This window comes from Pseudomonas putida (assembly GCF_026625125.1).
Lineage (GTDB): Bacteria > Pseudomonadota > Gammaproteobacteria > Pseudomonadales > Pseudomonadaceae > Aquipseudomonas > Aquipseudomonas putida_X.
Genome location: NZ_CP113097.1, coordinates 385,705 through 405,345, shown reverse-complemented (window position 1 = coordinate 405,345; position 19,641 = coordinate 385,705). Strand labels below are relative to the sequence as shown.

Sequence of the window (19,641 nt, the reverse complement as noted above, 5' to 3'; positions counted from 1 at the left end):
AACCTCTTAACAGCAGCTGCAAGCTACAAGCTGCAAGCCGCAAGACGATCACTTAAGCCGGGCAAACCTCGAGCTGCTCTTACTTGCAGCTTGAGGCTTGCCACTTGCAGCTGTTTTTACTGCGGGTTGGCACGGGTACTGGACAGCAGTTGCTTGAGATTGGCCGCCTTCGGCTTGACCAACCAGAAGCGTCGCACGTAATCGTCCAGGTTCTCCGAGAGCTCACGCCCCCACTCGCTGCCGGTTTCTTCCACGTATTCGCCAAGGACCCGCGCCAGGTGGCTACGGTAGGCTTCCATCGCTTCACCACTGATACGCTGGATTTCCACCAGTTCGTGGTTGAGCTTGTCGACGAAGCTGTTGTCCATGTCGAGCACGTAGGCGAAGCCGCCAGTCATGCCAGAGCCGAAGTTGTAACCGGTCTTGCCCAGGACGCAGACAAAGCCGCCGGTCATGTATTCACAGCAGTGATCGCCAGTACCCTCGACAACAGCGTGGGCGCCGGAGTTACGCACAGCGAAGCGCTCGCCCGCGGTGCCGGCGGCGAACAGCTTGCCGCCCGTGGCGCCATAGAGGCAGGTGTTGCCGACAATGGCGCTGTGCTGGGTTTCGAACGGGCTGCCGGCTGGCGGCACGATGGTGACCTTGCCACCGGTCATGCCTTTGCCGACGTAGTCGTTGGCGTCACCTTCCAGGTACAGGTTCAGGCCACCGGCGTTCCACACGCCGAAGCTCTGGCCTGCAGTGCCCTTGAAGCGGAAGGTGATCGGCGCTGCGGCCATGCCCTGGTTGCCGTGCAACTTGGCGATTTCGCCGGAGATGCGCGCACCGATGGAGCGGTCACAGTTGCAGATGTCGAGCGCGAACTCGCCACCGGCCTGATCGCGGATGGCCGGCAGGGCCATTTCGACCATCTTCTCGGCCAGTTCGCCCTTGTCGAACGGCGGGTTCTTGTCGACTTCGCAGAACTGCGGCTTGTCGGCCGGAATGTGCGAGCTGCCCAGCAGCGGCGACAGGTCAAGGTGGTGCTGGCGCTCGGTATCGCCTGGCAGCACGTCGAGCAGGTCGGTCCGGCCGATCAGCTCGCCCAGGCTACGCACACCCAGCTTGGCCAGCCACTCGCGGGTTTCTTCGGCAACGAAGGTGAAGAAGTTGATCACCATGTCGACGGTGCCGATGTAATGGTCCTTGCGCAGCTTGTCGTTCTGCGTGGCCACGCCGGTGGCGCAGTTGTTCAGGTGGCAGATGCGCAGGTACTTGCAGCCCAGGGCGATCATCGGTGCGGTACCGAAGCCAAAGCTCTCGGCACCCAGGATGGCAGCCTTGATCACGTCCAGGCCGGTTTTCAGGCCACCGTCGGTCTGTACCCGTACCTTGCCGCGCAGGTCGTTGCCGCGCAGGGTCTGGTGGGTTTCGGCCAGGCCCAGTTCCCACGGGGCGCCGGCGTACTTGATCGAGGTCAGCGGCGAAGCACCGGTACCACCGTCGTAACCGGAGATGGTGATCAGGTCGGCATAGGCCTTGGCCACGCCAGCGGCGATGGTACCCACGCCTGCTTCTGCCACCAGCTTGACCGACACCAGGGCCTGAGGGTTGACCTGCTTGAGGTCATAAATCAGCTGGGCCAGGTCTTCGATCGAGTAGATATCGTGGTGTGGCGGCGGCGAAATCAGGGTCACGCCCGGTACCGCATAGCGCAGCTTGGCGATCAGGCCGTTGACCTTGCCGCCTGGCAACTGCCCACCCTCGCCCGGTTTGGCGCCTTGGGCAACCTTGATCTGCAGCACTTCGGCATTGACCAGGTATTCCGGAGTCACACCGAAGCGGCCGGTGGCCACCTGCTTGATCTTGGAGCTACGGATGGTGCCATAGCGCGACGGGTCTTCACCGCCCTCACCGGAGTTGGAGCGCGCGCCCAGGCGGTTCATCGCCTCGGCCAGCGCTTCGTGAGCCTCTGGCGACAGCGCGCCCAGCGAGATACCAGCAGAGTCGAAGCGCTTGAGGATCGCCTCCAGCGGCTCGATCTGATCCAGCGGCAGGGCCTGATCGGCCACCTTCACCTTCAGCAGGTCGCGGATCATCGATACCGGGCGCTGGTCGACCAGCGTGGTGTATTCCTTGAACTTGGCGTAGTCGCCCTGCTGCACGGCAGCCTGCAGCGTATTGACCACATCCGGGTTGTAGGCGTGGTACTCGCCGCCGTGGACGAACTTGAGCAGACCGCCCTGCTGGATCGGCTTGCGCGCGCTCCAGGCCTCAGCGGCGAGCAGCTTCTGGTCGCCCTCAAGGTCGACGAAACGCGCGCCCTTGATGCGGCTGGACACGCCTTTGAAGCTCAAGCCGACCACTTCTTCGGCCAGGCCCACCGCTTCGAACAGCTGGGCGCCACGGTAAGAGGCGATGGTGGAGATGCCCATCTTCGACAGGATCTTCAGCAGGCCCTTGGAGATGCCTTTGCGGTAGTACTTGAACACTTCGTCCAGATCGCCCAGCACTTCGCCGGTGCGGATCAGGTCGGCCAGCACTTCATACGCCAGGTACGGGTATACCGCAGAGGCGCCGAAGCCCAGCAGTACCGCGAAGTGGTGCGGATCACGGGCAGTGGCGGTTTCGACCAGGATGTTGCTGTCGCAACGCAGGCCTTTTTCCGTCAGGCGGTGATGGACCGCGCCAACGGCGAACGAAGCATGCACCGGCAGCTTGCCCGGGGCGATATAGCGGTCGCTGAGCACCAGCTGGGTCTTGCCTGCGCGAACCGCTTCTTCTGCCTGATCGGCAATATTGCGGATGGCCGCTTCCAGGCCGATGCTTTCCTCATAGTTGAGGTCGATCAGCTGACGGTCGAAGCCTTCGCGCTCCAGGTTCATCAACGAACGCCATTTGGCGGGCGAGATGACCGGGGAGCTGAGGATTACCCGCGAGGCATGCTCGGGAGATTCCTGGAAGATGTTGCGCTCGGCACCCAGGCAGATCTCCAGCGACATGACGATCGCTTCGCGCAGCGGGTCGATCGGCGGGTTGGTAACCTGGGCGAACTGCTGGCGGAAGAAGTCGTAAGGCGAACGCACGCGCTGCGACAGGACAGCCATTGGCGTGTCGTCACCCATCGAACCGACCGCTTCCTGGCCTTGCTCGCCGAGTGGGCGCAGTACCTGGTCACGCTCTTCGAACGTGACCTGGAACATCTTCATGTACTGCTTCAGCTGGTCAGCGTCGTAGCTGGCCGCGCCCTGGTCGTCGGTGAGGGTCGCCTGGATGCGCAAGGCGTGCTGACGCAGCCAGCGCTTGTACGGGTGGCGCGACTTCAGCCGGTTGTCGATGGCATCGGTGTCGAGGATGTGACCGGTCTCGGTGTCCACGGCGAAGATCTGGCCTGGGCCGACACGCCCCTTGGCGATGACATCTTCAGGCTTGTAGTCCCAGACGCCGATTTCCGACGCCAGGGTGATATAGCCATTCTTGGTGGTCACCCAGCGCGCCGGGCGCAGGCCGTTGCGGTCAAGCAGGCACACCGCATGGCGGCCTTCGGTCATGACGATGCCGGCCGGGCCATCCCACGGCTCCATGTGCATGGAGTTGTATTCATAGAACGCGCGCAGGTCGGCGTCCATGGTCTCGACGTTCTGCCAGGCTGGCGGTACCAGCATGCGCACGCCGCGGAACAGGTCGATGCCGCCGGTGACCATCAGCTCCAGCATGTTGTCCATGCTCGAGGAGTCGGAACCAACGCGGTTGACCAGCGGGCCGAGCTCTTCGAGGTCGGGGATCTGGTCGTTGGCGAACTTGGTGCGACGGGCCATGGCCCAGTTGCGGTTACCGGTGATGGTATTGATCTCGCCATTGTGGGCGAGGAAGCGGAACGGCTGCGCCAGCGGCCATTTCGGCAGGGTGTTGGTGGAGAAGCGCTGGTGGAACACGCAGATCGCGGTTTGCAGGCGCTCGTCGTCCAGGTCCGGATAGAAGGCCGCGAGATCGCGCGGCATCATCAGGCCTTTGTAGATGATGGTCTTGTGCGAGAAGCTGCAGATGTAGTGGTCGGCGTCGTGGGCGTTGGCCACGGACGAACGGCGACGGGCACTGAACAGCTTGATGGCGAATTCCTGATCGCTCAGGCCTTCACCGCCGATGAACACCTGTTCGATCTGCGGCAGGCGCTCCAGCGCCAGGCGGCCGAGCACGCTGGTGTCGATCGGGACTTTGCGCCAGCCAACCAGGGTCAGGCCGGCAGCGATGATTTCGCGGTCCATGTTGGCGCGAGCAGCTTCGGCTTTTACCGGGTCCTGGTTGAAGAACACCATGCCAACGGCGTACTGCTTTGGCAGCTCGACGGCAAAATGTTCCTCGGCTACGGCACGCAGGAATTGATCGGGTTTCTGCATGAGCAGACCGCAACCGTCACCGGTCTTGCCGTCGGCGTTGATACCGCCGCGGTGGGTCATGCAAGTCAGGGCCTGCATGGCAGTTTGCAGAAGGTGGTGGCTCGGTTCGCCCGTCATATGGGCGATCAGGCCAAAACCACAGTTGTCCTTGAATTCTTCGGGATGGTACAGACCTGTTTTCATAGACACTTTCTCACCAGGTTCACCTCTCAACCGGAGGCAAATCTCTTTTTTAACAACCACTTACCATCCACGCCGATCAAATGCCAGCTTTTTTGCGGTGGCCATGGAAAACCATTGTTGCACAGCGACAGCGATGCCCACAAATTTTCATGTCTCACCATTGAAAATTTATGTCGCAATATTGAATGTTTTACGCCATGCGCCGTGATAGCGCCTTGGCTTGAGTCTGAAGCGTTTCAGCCCTGACTGCAAGATTGGCTTGTGGCCGGCAGCCTGGGACAGAAAAGCCTGCCGCGCTCGGGCGCAGCAGGCTAGACGAAAGTCAGTTATCGCTCAGCAACTGGGCGGCGGGGTGGTGCCGCCCGGAAGGTATCAGCGGGCCGTGGCCAGCTCTTGTTGGACGCTGGCTACAGTACGTGGCCAAGGTTTACCAGCCTGAACCTTCGCTGGCAAGTTCTTGATTGCCGCAACCGCTGCATCGCGGTTGGCGAAGCTACCATAAGTGACCACGTAAAGCGGCTTGCCCTGCAGGGTTTTCTTGAAGTAGCGATAGTCGCCACCCTGCGCCTTGACGAAGGCCTGCGCCGACGCTTCGGAGCTGGTACCAAGGATCTGCACGACATAGTTGCCAGGCTTCTGCCCGGTATACCAGCCGCTGTTACCGCTCCCGCCAGCCGGTTTGGCGGCGGGCTTGGCGGTGGCAACCTGGGTCGGTGCCGGAGCAGGCTTGGCAGGTGCAACCGGCTTGGCCGGCTGGGTTGCTACCGGCTTCTGCGCAGGAGCAACCGGCTGAGCCGGCGGCGCGCTGGTAGCGGCCTGGGCCATGGTGGGTGCAGGGCCGGCAGCCTCACCCTGCGGTGGTGCGATGGTCGTGACCGTCGGCGGATTGCCCGGCTGCAGCGCAGTGCTGTCCGCCGGGCCACCTTCTTCACCATCCCCCATGCCGGCGGCCTGCGCCAGAGGCTCGCGCATCACCGGCTGCGACTGGCCAACCAGCGGCAGTGGCATCGGCTGCGACGACCCTGAGAACTCGATCGCCGGGTCAGCAGGCTTTCCTTCCCCCAGCGGCAATTGGGCTTGGGCCGTCGGCGCATCCGTGGCCGCCTTGTCGCTTTTCTTGGGCATGAGAACCGCAGCAGCAACGGCGACCACAACGACAGCGGACAGCGCGAGCACGTGTTTCTTAGGCATTTTGAACCCCATGGTTGGTCGCTTCGCCGAACTACGGCTGGCGATCATGGCTTCGATCAAAGTATCGCGGGCAACCTGGTTGATATTGCCGGGCCACCCGTCGGAGTGTTCGTGAATATCGACGATCTGCTCATGGGTGAACACCTCGATGCCCCGGCCTGCCCCTTCCAGGCGCTGCTCCAGGTACTCGCGGGTCTCTTCCTCGCTGTAGGGCGCGAGTTCAATGACGTGGAAACGCTCTTCCTCGACAGGGATCTCGTCCAACCCGGCGATCAGCGACGCTTCGCCGAACAGGAACACGTGCGGGCGCCCCTCCGGGACACCTGCAGCCAGCTCCAGCAACGCTTGGAGTGCCGACTCGTCGAGTTGTTCCGCATCGTCCACCAGTAAATAGACTTCCTGCCCGGTGAGGGCAAGCTGGACTACCTTGGAGAGGATCGCCTGAACGTCCGCCGTGGCCAGCTCAAGCGCCTGGGCCACCTGGCCCAGCACACTGGCGGCATCGCTGGCGCTACGGGCCGAGACCACTACGCTCTGCACCGACTGCTTGTTGGTGCTGGCCACCAAGGCCTGGCGCAGCAAGGTTTTACCACTGCCTACAGGCCCTGTAACCACCAGCATCAGCTGGCTGTAACGGGCCAGGTGGTGCAGTTGGCCGAGCACAGGCTTGCGCTGGGCAGGGAAAAACTTGAAGCCGGGCACACGCGGCGCGAACGGATCGTGGCTCAACTGGTAATGGTCGAGAAACGCCTCATCGGCATGCAAACTGGTCATTGCGCTGTCACAACCTCAAAGCTGGGCCACGATCGCGCGGTAATCCGCCGACAGCGTGGCCTGAAGAACCTCTTTCGGATAGTCGTCGGTCACCACGGCTTCGCCCATCTGGCGCAGGAGCACCAGACGCAAACGCCCATCGATCACCTTCTTGTCGACCGCCATATGCTCCATGAAATGCGCCGGGGTCATTTCCTGTGGTGGCACCACCGGCAAACCTGCATCCTGCAGCAGGCGGATTGCGCGATCGCGCTCGGACTGGTCGATCCAGCCCAGGCGCATCGACATCTCCAGAGCCATCACCGTGCCCGCTGCCACGGCTTCGCCGTGCAACCAGACACCGTAGCCCATGTGCGTTTCGATGGCATGCCCGAAGGTATGCCCCAGGTTGAGCGTCGCGCGCACACCGGACTCACGTTCATCAGCCCCGACCACGGCGGCCTTGGCTGCACATGAGCGCTGGATCGCTTCGGTCAGCGCCGCAGGTTCAAGGGCGCGCAAGGCCTTGATATTGTCTTCGAGCCAACCGAGGAAGGGCTTGTCGCAGATCAGCCCGTACTTGATCACTTCGGCAAGGCCCGCCGACAGCTCGCGCTCGGGCAGGGTCTTGAGGGTGGCGGTGTCGATCAGCACGGCATTGGGCTGATAGAACGCACCTACCATGTTCTTGCCCAGCGGGTGGTTGATGCCGGTCTTGCCTCCAACAGAGGAGTCGACCTGGGAAAGCAGGGTGGTGGGGACCTGGATGAAATCGACGCCACGCTGATAGCACGCGGCAGCGAAGCCGGCCATGTCGCCGATAACGCCACCACCGAGCGCCACCACCGTGGTGCGGCGGTCGTGCCGGGCGCGCAGCAGGCCGTCGAAGATCAACTGCAGGGTTTCCCAGTTCTTGTGGGCTTCGCCATCCGGAAGAATCACTGGCAGCACCGAATAGGCACCCAGCGTCTTGCTCAGACGTTCGAGATACAGGGGCGCGACGGTCTCGTTGGAAACGATGGCAACCTGCCGGCCGGCAATATGCGGCGCCAGCAGTTCTGGCTGGTCAAGCAGGCCTTCGCCAATGTAGATCGGGTAGCTACGCTCGCCCAGGTCGACCTTAAGTGTCTGCATGTATCCCCACAATGTACTTGGGCGCGGCGCCGGCTGAGCGACCCACGCGGTAACGTTGAACCTCACCTCGGCCCTGGCCGAGAATAGTCCCGGCCTACCGGGGCGGCAATTGCTGCAAGCGTTCGAGAATATCCAGTACGACCATGCGCGGCGGCCGTTCGTCGGTTTCCACCACGATGTCGGCGATCTCACGGTACAGCGGGTCGCGCGCCTCGAGCAGGTTACGCAAGGTCGCCTCCGGATTGGCGGTACGCAGCAATGGCCGATTGCGATCGCGCGCAGTACGCCCCACTTGCTGCTCCACCGAGGCATGCAGGTAGATCACCCGGCCGCCATGGTGCAGCGCGTGGCGGTTGGCCTCGCGCATGACCGCACCGCCGCCGGTCGCCACGACCACGCCATCGAGCGCGCAGAGCTCGGCGATCATCGCCTGCTCACGGTCACGGAAACCCGGCTCGCCTTCTTTGTCGAAGATCCACGGGATATTGGCGCCGGTTCGCAGTTCGATTTCCTTGTCGGAATCTTTGAACAGCAGGCGCAGCTCTTTGGCCAACAGGCGCCCGATGGTGCTTTTTCCAGCGCCCATGGGCCCTACAAGTATCAAATTTCGCACAGAATCAACGACTCACAGCAATCGCCTGGTCACTCATGATACGCGGAGTCAGGAAGACCAGCAGCTCGGATTTTTTCTCTTGTAATACATCGCGTCGAAACAGCCGCCCAACATACGGCAGATCGCCGAAAAATGGCACCTTGTCGACCACATTGTTTTGCGTGGTCGAGTACACACCGCCAATGACGATGGTTTCCCCATCCGCTACCCGGACCTTGGCATTGACCTCGTTCTTGCGGATCGGCGGCACATCGTTCAAGGCATTGACGAAATCAGGCTCGTCCTTGGTCACCTTGACCGTCATGATCACCTTGCCGTCCGGCGTAATCTGCGGCGTGACCTCCAGCGACAGCGACGCCTCGCGGAATGCAACCGACGTAGCGCCACTCTTAGAGGTCTCCTGGTAAGGGACTTCTGTGCCTTTGAGGATACGGGCAGTCTCGTTATTGGCCGTTACCACCTTGGGCTGGGAGATGATTTCGCCATTACCGGTCTTCTCCATGGCGCTGAGTTCAAGGTCCAGCAGCACGCCCCCGCGCAATACGCCCAAGCCGATGCTGGAACCGGCCCGCTCCACCCCAAGATCGACAAATACGTCCGCGCCCAACGCAGGGGCTTCGCCATAGAGACGCGGGCCCCAGCGCACCCCAAGGCTGTGCTCGTAATCGACATTGGCCTCCACGATGCGGGCCTCGATCTCGACCTGCCGTACAGGCACATCCAGCTGCGCAACCAACTGGCGCAACTCGGCAAGCCGGCCCTCAGGCTGGTGAGCGACCAGCGTATTGGTGCGCACATCCACATGCAAACTACCGCGCCCAGTCAGAATGCCGTCATCGGCCAACGTAGCCAGCAGCAACTCGGCAAGTTCTGGGGCCGCGGCGTGTTGTATCGGCAGCAACTCCCGGCGCAACGGCTGCGACTGGGCCTCCAACTCCAACCCCATACGCGCCCCCAGCGCCTGTTCGGCCAGCTCAGCCGCTGGCGCCACCACCAGTACCTTGCCTTCTTCCCGCCGGGCCAGCCCCTTGCTGCGCAGCACCAATTCCAGCGCCTGATCCCACGGAACATCCTGCAGACGCAAGGTGATACTGCCCTGCACCGTGTCGCTGGCGACCAGGTTGATGCCGGCATAATCGGCCAGCACCTGCAACACAAGGCGCACTTCCACGTCCTGGAAGTTCAGCGAAACCGGTTCACCCTGATAAGGCGTCGCTGCCAGCGAAGGCATCGGCAGCAAGGCCGCCACCAGCCACTTCATCATCCCGTTCATTGTCCCGCGTGATCTCCCTGTCCACGCCCTTCCTGAGTGTCAGCACTGTGGTGCGCTCGCGCCAAATGCCCCCCACGAACAACCGTTCGCACACCTCGACCTGTTGCGCGTCCACGCGCACCACCACCCCCTCATCGCGCCCCAGCCGGTCACCGGAACGCACGCGATAGAGCCGCCCTGCAGACAACAGCAGAGCCTCGTGCTGCATGCCTCGGGACAAGCTGCCGACCATTTCCAGCTGAGCGAGCGGTATGTTGGCGAGCCCTTGCCTGACAGCGCGGCCCGACCAGCTTGAAAAGGGGTCGGCCACAGCTGGCCTGACCTGATCACGCGCAGGCAGCCAAGCCAGTGATTCCGGCTCTGCCACCGCCCCATCGGCGTGGAAGGCGTCGACACGCAGCCTTAACCTCAACACGCCCGGCCTGCCATGAGCACTGGCCAGATGCATATCACCGGCACGCAGCAGGCGAACCTGCCCAAGCCAATCATCGAGCCACATTCGCAGTGCCGCGTAACGCCCCACGACCTGCACATCCAGCGGTGTTCGGCCAAAACCTGGCTGATTCTGCTCATCCAGTACCTCAAGCCGCTCGAAATGCAGCCCATGCACATGCCCCGATGCGGCCAATTGGTCGAGCAGATCGCTGATTTCGCCGCCGGCCGCCAGCCGCCATCGCATATCGTCCAAGTGCCGCTGGGCGTCGCTCAGCGCTTGCGGAGCATGCACACGAGCCGATACCTGGGCGGCCTTGGCCTGGTGCTTGTCATCAAGGGCCTTTTGGTTTGCCTGCGCTGTGTGCTGCAGTTGCCGCCATTCCGGCCAACGCATCAGGCAGCCTGCCGCAACGACCAGGCACCCCGCAGCTATCGGCAGGGCACACCGGAACAGGCGCGAGCGCGCCACGAGCGCCTGCCAGTCCAGACGGGTGCGCAGTTTCACGACCAAGAGGCCGACATCCGCGCCTGCAGCAAAAACTTCTCGCCAGCAGGCAAGCTCTCGATCCGCTTCAGCTCCAGGTCGAGCAATACCCCGGAGCGCCCGAGATCGCGCATCAATTGCGCTATCACAGCACTGGACGCAGCCAGCCCGACCACGTGCAACCGCTCACCCTCGACCTTCAGTTCGACCACCTGAACGCCCTCGGGTAATGCCCGCTCCAGCGCGCTGAACAGCGCCGTCAGATACCCTCGATCAGCGAACAGAGCGTCCAGCAGAGCGGTTTGGGCCTGTGCTGCGTCGAGGGCCTGGTGAATGACGTCAAGCTGCTGCAACTGCGTATCGAGACCAGCGATGGCGGCCTGCCGGCCCAGGTTGGCAGCCAACTGATGCTGCGCGCGCTGGCGTGCCAGCTGGTCCATCAACAACACCACACAAAGCGCCAGCACCACGCCGCCAATCAGCCTGAATTGAAAGCGGCGAAGTGCTGCCTGGCGCTGCTGCTCGCGCCAGGGCAGAAGATTGATACGCAGCATCAGCGCAAAGCCCCCAGCGCCAGGGCAGTCGCCAGTGCCATGTCGCCGTCGTGGCATGCAAGGCCAGCCACCTGCGGCAATGGCCGGCAAGGCCTATTCAACTGGCTGCACAACTGATCGAGCCGACCTTGCTCAAGCAGCAGGCTTCCAGTCAGAAGCAGGTCCTGCACCTGCGGGTTATCGACAAACAGTTCATCCAGCCGGGCCAAGGGCACTTCGCGCCGCTGCGGCAACACACCTTCAGACCAGCCATGCAGCGTAGCGCTACCAGGTTCGAGGCGCAGCAGCGCGGAGCCGTCTGCACGCGGTTGCGGCATCATTCGCCACAAGGCGATGCTGTCGACCTCCACGACCTCCAGCAGCAGGCCGGCCTCGTCGAACAGCGCTTCCAACGGCTGCAGCACGGTCTGCCGGCAAGCCACCACCAGAACATCACGCGCGTCAGCCTGACCACAGGAAGGCCCCAAAACCTGGAAGTCCATCACCAACTCTTCCAGCGGAAAAGGAAACAACCTGTCCGCATCAGCCAAGAGTTGCGCCTCCATCTCGGCCACCGGCTGGTCGGCCGGTAGCTGGCACAACTTGCAGATCACCTGCGAGGCAGGCAGCGCCACTGCGGCCCGCCGCTGGCGGCTGCCACTGCGCCGGCAAGCGCGATGCAGCGCCGCCACTACGCGATCGGGCACCTGCCACCACTCACCAGCACCTGCGGGCTCGAACGGCTCGGCCTCCCAGGCAAGACGCTCGCAGCGCCCTTTTCTGCGTTGCAGTTGTACAAGCCGAACCGAATCGGCGGCGATTTCAACCCCCAACAGTGAACCGGCATCCTTGCCCATGCGTCCAAGCATCGCTGCTCCTCTGTGTCAGCCCTGAAACCCGCACCAGCACCCAGGCTCGATGGCCAGACGGTGCAGCGGGCTGCCCGGCCGGTCACCCGGCGAGGCGAAAAATGCTTATAATGCCCAGCGTTTTTTCGTCCGCCGGCTCCGTGCGCAACTCACCCCTCAACCTGGACACCCAAAAGCCTTGATACGCCTGCTGAAGTTCTTCTGGTGGTCTTTCGTCGCAGTCATCTGCGCGCTCGTACTCGGTGTGAGCGGTGCGTTTCTGTATCTTAGCCCCAACCTGCCGTCGGTCGATTCGCTCAGAAGCATCCAGTTGCAGATACCCCTGAGGGTGTACAGCAGCGATGGCAAGCTGATCGCTGAATTTGGCGAAATGCGCCGCTCGCCCATCCGCTTCGCGGACATTCCCCCGCAATTCATACAGGCGCTTCTGTCAGCCGAGGACGACAATTTCCTCAATCACTACGGCGTCGACCCGGGCAGCCTGATGCGCGCCGCGACCCAACTGGTGAAAACCGGTCACATACAGACCGGCGGCAGCACAATTACCATGCAGGTGGCGAAGAACTACTTCCTCACCAGCGAGCGCAGCTTCTCGCGCAAGACCAACGAGATTCTGCTGGCCCTGCAGATCGAGCGCGAACTGACCAAGGACGAGATCCTTGAGCTGTACGTGAACAAGATCTACCTGGGCAACCGCGCCTACGGCATCGACGCTGCCGCACAGGTTTACTATGGCAAGTCGATCCGTGACGTGAGCCTGGCGCAGATGGCGATGATCGCTGGCCTGCCCAAGGCGCCGTCGCGCTTCAACCCTCTGGCCAACCCGGCGCGCGCAAAAGAGCGCCGCGACTGGATCCTGGGCCGCATGTACAAGCTCGGCAAGATCGACGAGGCGAGCTACCAGGCCGCCCTGGCCGAACCGCTCAACGCCAGCTACCACGTATCGGCACCAGAGGTGAATGCGCCCTACATCGCCGAGATGGCCCGGGCTGAAATGGTCGGCCGCTATGGCAGCGAGGCGTATACCGAGGGCTTCCGCGTCACCACCACCGTGCCGAGCGACATGCAGGAAATGGCCAACAAGGCCGTTCACGGTGGCCTGTCCGATTATGATGAGCGCCACGGCTACCGCGGCCCTGAATCGCGCTTCCCGGGCAAAGGCCAGGCTGCCTGGCTGCAGGAATTGAACAAGCAGCGCACCTTGGGCGGGCTGGAACCGGCCATCGTCACCCAGGTCGAGAAGAGTGGCCTGAAGGTGCTGACCCGTGGCGGCAAGGAAGAAGACATCGCCTGGGACACCATGAAGTGGGCGCGGCCGTTCATCAATAGCAATGCTCAGGGCCGGGCGCCACAATCGCCGGCGGATGTGGCCCAGGTCGGCGACCTGATACGCGTGCAGCGCCTGGACGACGGCACACTCAAATTCAGCCAGGTGCCGGCAGCGCAGAGCGCGCTGATCACGCTGGACCCTTACAACGGCGCCATTCGTGCACTGGTTGGCGGCTTCTCGTTCGAGCAGAGCAACTACAACCGCGCCATGCAGGCCAAGCGCCAGCCCGGTTCGAGCTTCAAGCCCTTCATCTATAGTGCGGCACTGGACAGCGGGTATACCGCCTCCAGCTTGGTCAACGACGCGCCGATCGTGTTCGTCGACGAATCCCTGGACAAGGAATGGCGGCCCAAGAATGACACCAACACCTTCCTCGGCCCGATTCGTATGCGCGAAGCGCTGTACAAGTCGCGCAACCTGGTATCGATCCGCCTGCTGCAGGCCATGGGCGTAGGCCGCACCATCGACTACATCACCAAGTTCGGCTTCAACAAGCAGGACTTGCCGCCCAACCTTTCGCTGGCATTGGGCACCGCGACCCTGACGCCGATGGAAATCGCCACCGGCTGGAGCACCTTCGCCAACGGTGGTTACAAGATCAACCCGTACCTGATCGAGCGCATCGAGAGCCGCAACGGTGAGACGCTGTTCACCGCCAACCCTGCGCGCGTGCCGCAGGGCGCCGAGGACGATGCGGGCCTCGCTGCACCAGAGCAACCGATCAGCACGGCGTCGCTGCCAGGTGAGGGGCAGTCGGCTGCGAACCAGCCGGCCCCTGCTCCACAAGTGCCGGTAACCGCCGAGCAGATCATCGATGGCCGTACCACCTATATCCTGACCAGCATGCTGCAGGACGTAATCAAACGCGGCACCGGGCGCCGTGCCCTGGCCTTGGGCCGTACGGACCTGGCGGGCAAGACCGGCACCACCAACGAGTCCAAGGATGCCTGGTTCTCTGGCTACAATGCCGATTACGTCACTACCGTGTGGGTAGGTTTCGACCAGCCGGAAACCCTGGGCCGCCGCGAATATGGCGGGACGGCTGCACTGCCGATCTGGATGAGCTTCATGGGCGCGGCGCTCAAGGACAAACCCAACCATCCGCCTGCAGAACCGGAAGGCATCCTCAGCCTGCGGGTCGACCCGGTGAGCGGCCGCGCCGCCTCCCCGAGCACGCCTAACGCCTATTTCGAGCTGTTCAAAGCTGAAGATTCGCCCCCCTCGGTTGACGAACTCGGCAACGGAGCAGCCCCGGGCAGCCCCCTCCCAGCCGACGAAGCGGCGCCCATGGATCTGTTTTAAGCGGCAAGCCTCAAGCGGCAAGCGGCAAGCTGTTCTCGGCTGACTGACCCACCGCGCCAGTCAATGCTGACGCGGTCAGGCTTGTAGCTTGTATCTTGAGCTGCAAGCTGCAAGCGGCAAGCGGCAAGCTGTTCTCGGCTGACTGACCCACCGCGCCAGTCAATGCTGACGCGGTCAGGCTTGTAGCTTGCAGCTTGAAGCTTGCAGCTTGCAGCTTGCAGCTCGAAGCAAAAAAAAACCGGCTCATTTGAGCCGGTTCTTTTTTGCGCCTTGCTTCAGCCGTTGAACACTTCGTCCACGCTGTTGAGCGGGTAGTGCTTCGGATATGGCAGGGTAGCTACGCCGGATTCGATGGCAGCCTTGGCTACGGCATCGGAAACGACGGTGATCAGGCGGGCGTCCAGTGGCTTCGGAATGATGTACTCACGACCGAACTCCAGGCCTTCCACGCCATAGGCTTCGCAAACTTCCTTAGGCACCGGCAGCTTGGCCAGGTCCTTCAGTGCGATGGCTGCGGCGATCTTCATTTCTTCGTTGATACGCTTGGCGCGAACGTCCAGGGCACCACGGAAGATGAACGGGAAGCCCAGCACGTTGTTGACTTGGTTCGGGTAGTCGGAACGACCGGTCGCCATGATCACGTCGCTGCGGGTGGCATGAGCCAGCTCTGGCGAGATCTCCGGGTCCGGGTTCGAGCAGGCGAACACGATCGGGTTGGCAGCCATCGACTTCAGGCCTTCCGCGCTCAGCAGGTTCGGGCCGGACAGGCCAACGAATACATCGGCGCCGTCCAGTGCATCAGCCAGGGTGCGCTTGTCGGTAGCGTGAGCGAACTGGGCCTTGTACTGGTTCAGATCGTCACGGCCAGCGTGGATAACGCCGCTGCGGTCGATCATGAAGATGTTTTCGACCTTGGCACCCATGCTGACCAGCAGCTTCATGCAAGAGATGGCGGCAGCGCCAGCCCCCAGGCAGACGATCTTGGCGTCTTCAAGCTTCTTGCCCGCGATTTCCAGGGCGTTGATCATGCCGGCCGCGGTAACGATAGCGGTGCCGTGCTGGTCATCGTGGAACACAGGGATGTCGCACTGCTCGATCAGGGTGCGCTCGATCTCGAAGCACTCTGGCGCCTTGATGTCTTCGAGGTTGATGCCACCGAAGGTGATCGAGATGCGGCGAACGGTGTCGATGAACGCTTGCGGGCTTTCCGACTCGACTTCGATATCGAATACGTCGATACCGGCGAAACGCTTGAACAGAACGCCCTTGCCTTCCATGACCGGCTTGGAAGCCAGTGGGCCAAGGTCACCCAGACCGAGGATGGCGGTGCCATCAGAAATAACTGCAACAAGGTTGCCCTTGCCAGTGTATTTGTAGGCCAGCTCAGGATCACGGCCAATTTCACGCACCGGTTCTGCAACGCCTGGGCTGTAGGCCAGGGCGAGATCACGGGCGGTGGCAGTGGGCTTGGAGAGCTCGACGCTCAGTTTCCCCGGACGAGGTTGAGCGTGGTATTCGAGAGCGGCGGTTTTCAGGTCTGACATGGTGGGCATTCCGCTATTTACTGTTCTGACGGACCGCCGAGGATACGCAAAGAGCCGGGGAGCCACAAGACTGGCCGGTCACTTGTGTCAAGGCCTTTAGCCTAAGACTTTACGCTATAACACACGGGGGCATTCGAACTACAGTGTGTACAATCTAACAGCGAAATGTCTACATCTTTTCAGCTCGAAATACGTTCAAGCATGCTCGGATCGGTGATTGGTAACACCCAGCGTCGCTGCCCCGGCTTGAGCCCACCCTTGCGGGAACGATCCAGCACCCAGCCACGCGCCTCGACCTGGCGTCCTTTGAGGTTATCGAAGAAGCCGGCGGGGAAGTTGCGTTGCAGACGAGCGGGAACCTGCAACACCACGTCGGTTTCCAGCTCCAGCCAGATGCCACCACGATTGCGCGCAATATTGCGAATACTGCCGCCGATCACCGCAAAGCCCGACTGGCGGACCTGGCTGGCGCGCAGCACCGGTGAACTGCGCCAAAGGCCAGCGCCTGCCTTGCGCGCTGATTGCTCGGCCAGCTGTTGGCAGGCCACCAGGCGCACATTGGGCGCAACCGCGACGCGGTAACCAAGCCCCTCGCTAAGCAACCGCGCTTCAAGATTGTCGCCATTGCGGGCGTAAACGTGCGCCAGGGTCCGCCCATACTTGTCCTTGGGCTCGACGCCGGGCACCAACCAGACACGGCCGTCGCTGGCCTTGACCAGCGCTTGCAAACGCTGCTTGGCAGTCACTGCAAAAGGCTCGCTGGCGCGCCCCTTACGCCCGACCTCCGGGGCGTTGATGCCAATCATGCGCACACTGCGACCGTCGGTAAGGCGCAGCGTGTCGCCATCGACCACCTGGCGCACCGCCGCGCTCTGCGGCCCGTCCGGCAACGGGCAAAACGCCAGGGCCGACATCTGCCAAAGAGCGCCCACAAAAAAGGCGCCCACAAGGGGCGCCTTTTTCAGCAACAACGCGAAACCCGAAGGGTTCGCCATGCGCATGATTACTTCTTGGTACCGAACATACCGAAGCGATCGGCGAAGCGCTGAACGCGGCCACCGGTGTCCAGCACTTTCTGCTTACCGGTGTAGAACGGGTGGCACAGGTTGCAAACGTCGATCGCCAGGGTGTTGCCCAGGGTCGAACGGGTTTCGAATTTGTTGCCGCAGCTGCAGGTCACAGCAACTGCTTCGTAGTTCGGATGAATATCAGCTTTCATGGTCACTTCCTCGAGCTGCGTGCCGCCACCCAACACCAATTGTTGAATACCGCACGTAATTAGGCGGGGAATAATACCAGAGCGCCGCCTCGACGCAAGTTGTCGCTTGCACCGACTGTCGTCTGCTAGGCTCGCCAGTCTTTGAAACGCCCTGCGAGACCTTACGCGTGTCCGACGTCATTCTACGCCTTGCCCTGCCTTCCCCCCTGCGTCGCCTGTTCGATTACAGGGCGCCGGCGAGCATGGCGCGCCAGGCACTGACCCCCGGAATGCGCATCCGCGTGCCGTTCGGCCGCCGCGAGATGATCGGCGTGCTGGTGGAGGTCTGCGACCACAGCGAGGTCCCTGCCGACAAGCTGAAGCCGGCCAGCGCCCTGCTCGACCCGGTTTCACCGGTCCCTGCACCGCTGTTCAAGCTGTGCCTGTGGACAGCCCAATACTACCAGCACAGCCTCGGCGACACCCTGAGCTGGGCTTTGCCGACCTTGCTGCGCCAAGGCGAGCCGGCCGAGATGCGCCAGGAGCGCTTCTGGCACGTGGCCCCAGGCGCCCGCCTGGAAGACCCGCGCATCGCCCGCGCACCGCGCCAGCGGGACGCTCTCAGAACGCTGGCGCAGCACCCGCACGGCGTCGCGCACAGCCTGCTGAGCAAGCTCAACCTCAACAAGGACAGCCTTGACCTGTTACTGGCCAAGGACCTGGTTCAGCTCGAAACACGCCGTCACCTGCCGGAACAGCGCCATGAGCACTGGCTGGCCCAGCCGGAACTGCCGCTAAACGAAGAGCAGCGAGTGGCCTTCGAGGCCGTGCGCGATGGCTTTGACGGCTTCAATGCGTTTCTGCTGGCTGGCGTTACCGGCAGCGGCAAGACCGAGGTCTACCTGCAACTGATCCGCGAAACCCTGGAGGCTGGAAAGCAGGCGCTGGTGCTGATCCCGGAAATCAACCTCGGCCCGCAAACCCTGGCGCGTTTCGAACAGCGTTTCAACGCACGCATCGCCCTGGTGCATTCGGCCGTCAATGACCGCGAACGCCTCGACGCCTGGCTGGCGGCGCGAGATGGCGAGGCCGATATCATCATCGGCACGCGTTCGGCGCTGTTCACGCCGATGAAGAACCCGGGCCTGATCATCATCGACGAGGAGCATGACGGCTCCTATAAACAGCAGGAAGGCCTGCGCTACCACGCCCGCGACCTGGCGATGGTGCGCGCGCACCAGGAAAACATCCCGATCCTGCTCGGCTCGGCCACCCCGTCGCTGGAAACCCTGCACAATGCCCTGACCGGTCGCTACCGCCTGCTGCGCATGAACCAGCGCGCCGGAGGCGCGCGCCCACCACGCATGCTACGCCTGGATGTGAAAAGCCTGCCGCTGGACAGCGGCATCAGCGGCCCGCTGCAACAGGCCATCCGCCAGACACTGGAAGCAGGCCAGCAAGTGCTGGTTTTCCTCAACCGCCGTGGCTTCGCCCCGACGCTGCTGTGCCACGACTGCGGCTGGCTCAGCGAATGCCCGCGCTGCGATGCGCGCATGACCGTGCATCAGCGCGCCGGCGTACTGCGCTGCCACCATTGCGGCTACGACGAACGCCTGCCGCACCAGTGCCCCAAGTGCAACCATGTCGACTTGCGCCCGGTAGGTGCAGGTACCGAGCGCGCCGAGGAACGCCTGAAGGTCTTGTTCCCCGATTACCCGATCCTGCGGGTCGACCGCGACAGCACGGCCCGCAAGGACGCCATGCACAATTTGTTCAGCACCATCCAGCGCGGCCAGCCGAGCATCCTGGTCGGGACGCAGATGCTGGCCAAGGGGCATCACTTCCCCCGGGTTACCTTGGTCGCGATTCTCGATGCCGATGGCGGGCTGTTCTCTGGTGACTTCCGCGCCACCGAGCGCATGGCACAACTGATCGTGCAGGTGGCCGGGCGCGCCGGGCGTGCCGAGGAGCCCGGCAAGGTGGTCATCCAGACGCACCTGGCCGACCACCCGCTGTTGGTGCAGTTGACCGAGCAAGGCTATTTCGCCTTTGCCGAACAGGCCCTGGACGAACGCCGCGCCGCCGGCCTGCCACCGTATTCCCACCTTGCCCTGCTGCGCGCCGAAGCGCACAAGCCCGGGCAGGCCGAAGGCTTCTTGGACGAAGCCTGCAGCGCAGCGCAGCGCCTGGTGACGGAGCAACACTTGCCTGGCATTGAACTGTTGGGCCCGGTGCCTGCTCCGATGGAGCGCAAAGCCGGGCGCTTCCGTGCGCAGCTATTGATACAGGCCGAAACCCGGGCACCACTGCATCGTCTGATCAGTGCCTGGCTACTGGTGCTGGAGCAGCTTCCAGGCGGCCGGCAAGTACGCTGGTCGCTGGATGTCGACCCGGTTGACCTCTATTGAGCGGCAAGCGGC

The 19,641-nt window shown here is 62.8% G+C and carries 14 protein-coding genes; 2 read left to right on the top strand and 12 right to left on the bottom strand.

The annotated features are described in order from the left end of the window. Positions 1-116: 116 nt before the first annotated feature. The 8 genes from gltB to pilM all read right to left on the bottom strand — a co-directional run bounded on the left by gltB (position 117) and on the right by pilM (position 11,847). The gene (gene gltB / locus OSW16_RS01940; protein WP_267820360.1) at positions 117-4,562 is read right to left on the bottom strand and encodes a glutamate synthase large subunit; all 4,446 of its coding nucleotides are present in this window, start codon (positions 4,560-4,562) and stop codon (positions 117-119) included. Positions 4,563-4,934: 372 nt separating this feature from the next. After that, positions 4,935-6,527, bottom strand: coding sequence for an SPOR domain-containing protein (locus OSW16_RS01935; RefSeq protein ID WP_267820359.1), 1,593 nt, complete (start codon positions 6,525-6,527; stop codon positions 4,935-4,937). A 15-nt stretch (positions 6,528-6,542) separates the two neighbouring features. Further along, positions 6,543-7,640: a 3-dehydroquinate synthase gene (gene aroB / locus OSW16_RS01930; RefSeq protein WP_267820357.1), complete on the bottom strand. Its 1,098-nt coding sequence runs from the start codon at positions 7,638-7,640 to the stop codon at positions 6,543-6,545. Positions 7,641-7,734: 94 nt separating this feature from the next. After that, positions 7,735-8,253: a shikimate kinase AroK gene (aroK, locus tag OSW16_RS01925; protein ID WP_241805111.1), complete on the bottom strand. Its 519-nt coding sequence runs from the start codon at positions 8,251-8,253 to the stop codon at positions 7,735-7,737. 4 nt (positions 8,254-8,257) lie between these two features. Beyond that, positions 8,258-9,526 carry a type IV pilus secretin PilQ gene (locus OSW16_RS01920; protein WP_267820355.1) on the bottom strand — a complete coding sequence of 423 codons (1,269 nt, stop codon included), beginning with the start codon at positions 9,524-9,526 and terminating at the stop codon, positions 8,258-8,260. After that, on the bottom strand, positions 9,450-10,466 hold the full coding sequence (locus OSW16_RS01915; RefSeq protein WP_267820353.1) for a pilus assembly protein PilP: 1,017 nt from the start codon (positions 10,464-10,466) through the stop codon (positions 9,450-9,452). The genes OSW16_RS01920 and OSW16_RS01915 overlap by 77 nt, the downstream gene beginning before the upstream one ends. After that, on the bottom strand, positions 10,463-10,999 hold the full coding sequence (locus OSW16_RS01910) for a PilN domain-containing protein (RefSeq protein WP_241805105.1): 537 nt from the start codon (positions 10,997-10,999) through the stop codon (positions 10,463-10,465). Before OSW16_RS01910 ends, OSW16_RS01915 begins: the two co-directional genes overlap by 4 nt. Then, positions 10,999-11,847: a type IV pilus biogenesis protein PilM gene (gene pilM / locus OSW16_RS01905; RefSeq protein WP_267820351.1), complete on the bottom strand. Its 849-nt coding sequence runs from the start codon at positions 11,845-11,847 to the stop codon at positions 10,999-11,001. Before pilM ends, OSW16_RS01910 begins: the two co-directional genes overlap by 1 nt. Positions 11,848-12,025: 178 nt before the next feature. Between pilM and OSW16_RS01900 the strand changes: the two genes are divergently transcribed. Continuing rightward, on the top strand, positions 12,026-14,479 hold the full coding sequence (locus OSW16_RS01900) for a penicillin-binding protein 1A (RefSeq protein ID WP_267820349.1): 2,454 nt from the start codon (positions 12,026-12,028) through the stop codon (positions 14,477-14,479). A gap of 10 nt (positions 14,480-14,489) precedes the next feature. Here OSW16_RS01900 and OSW16_RS01895 read toward each other — a convergent pair whose 3' ends face one another. The 4 genes from OSW16_RS01895 to rpmE form a co-directional block, all read right to left on the bottom strand. Further along, positions 14,490-14,726: a hypothetical protein gene (locus OSW16_RS01895; RefSeq protein ID WP_267820347.1), complete on the bottom strand. Its 237-nt coding sequence runs from the start codon at positions 14,724-14,726 to the stop codon at positions 14,490-14,492. A gap of 28 nt (positions 14,727-14,754) precedes the next feature. Further along, complete coding sequence (locus OSW16_RS01890) at positions 14,755-16,023, bottom strand: malic enzyme-like NAD(P)-binding protein (RefSeq protein WP_241805102.1); 1,269 nt, start codon at positions 16,021-16,023, stop codon at positions 14,755-14,757. 179 nt (positions 16,024-16,202) lie between these two features. Continuing rightward, the gene (locus OSW16_RS01885; RefSeq protein ID WP_267820345.1) at positions 16,203-17,024 is read right to left on the bottom strand and encodes a thermonuclease family protein; all 822 of its coding nucleotides are present in this window, start codon (positions 17,022-17,024) and stop codon (positions 16,203-16,205) included. A gap of 2 nt (positions 17,025-17,026) precedes the next feature. Next, positions 17,027-17,242, bottom strand: a complete 216-nt coding sequence (gene rpmE, locus OSW16_RS01880) for a 50S ribosomal protein L31 (RefSeq protein ID WP_039603147.1) — start codon at positions 17,240-17,242, stop codon at positions 17,027-17,029. A gap of 167 nt (positions 17,243-17,409) precedes the next feature. Between rpmE and OSW16_RS01875 the strand changes: the two genes are divergently transcribed. Continuing rightward, a complete protein-coding gene (locus tag OSW16_RS01875; protein ID WP_267820341.1) occupies positions 17,410-19,629 on the top strand; it encodes a primosomal protein N' in 2,220 nt (739 codons plus the stop codon). Positions 19,630-19,641: the final 12 nt, after the last annotated feature.

What these genes read in the sequence shown, in the direction of transcription:
- gltB (WP_267820360.1), bottom strand. Translation starts at nt 4,562, where the DNA reads ATGAAAACAGGTCTGTACCATCCCGAAGAATTCAAGGACAACTGTGGT.
- OSW16_RS01935 (WP_267820359.1), bottom strand. Translation starts at nt 6,527, where the DNA reads ATGACCAGTTTGCATGCCGATGAGGCGTTTCTCGACCATTACCAGTTG.
- aroB (WP_267820357.1), bottom strand. Translation starts at nt 7,640, where the DNA reads ATGCAGACACTTAAGGTCGACCTGGGCGAGCGTAGCTACCCGATCTAC.
- OSW16_RS01920 (WP_267820355.1), bottom strand. Translation starts at nt 9,526, where the DNA reads ATGAACGGGATGATGAAGTGGCTGGTGGCGGCCTTGCTGCCGATGCCT.
- OSW16_RS01910 (WP_241805105.1), bottom strand. Translation starts at nt 10,999, where the DNA reads ATGCTGCGTATCAATCTTCTGCCCTGGCGCGAGCAGCAGCGCCAGGCA.
- pilM (WP_267820351.1), bottom strand. Translation starts at nt 11,847, where the DNA reads ATGCTTGGACGCATGGGCAAGGATGCCGGTTCACTGTTGGGGGTTGAA.
- OSW16_RS01895 (WP_267820347.1), bottom strand. Translation starts at nt 14,726, where the DNA reads ATGAGCCGGTTTTTTTTTGCTTCGAGCTGCAAGCTGCAAGCTGCAAGC.
- OSW16_RS01890 (WP_241805102.1), bottom strand. Translation starts at nt 16,023, where the DNA reads ATGTCAGACCTGAAAACCGCCGCTCTCGAATACCACGCTCAACCTCGT.
- OSW16_RS01885 (WP_267820345.1), bottom strand. Translation starts at nt 17,024, where the DNA reads ATGCGCATGGCGAACCCTTCGGGTTTCGCGTTGTTGCTGAAAAAGGCG.
- rpmE (WP_039603147.1), bottom strand. Translation starts at nt 17,242, where the DNA reads ATGAAAGCTGATATTCATCCGAACTACGAAGCAGTTGCTGTGACCTGC.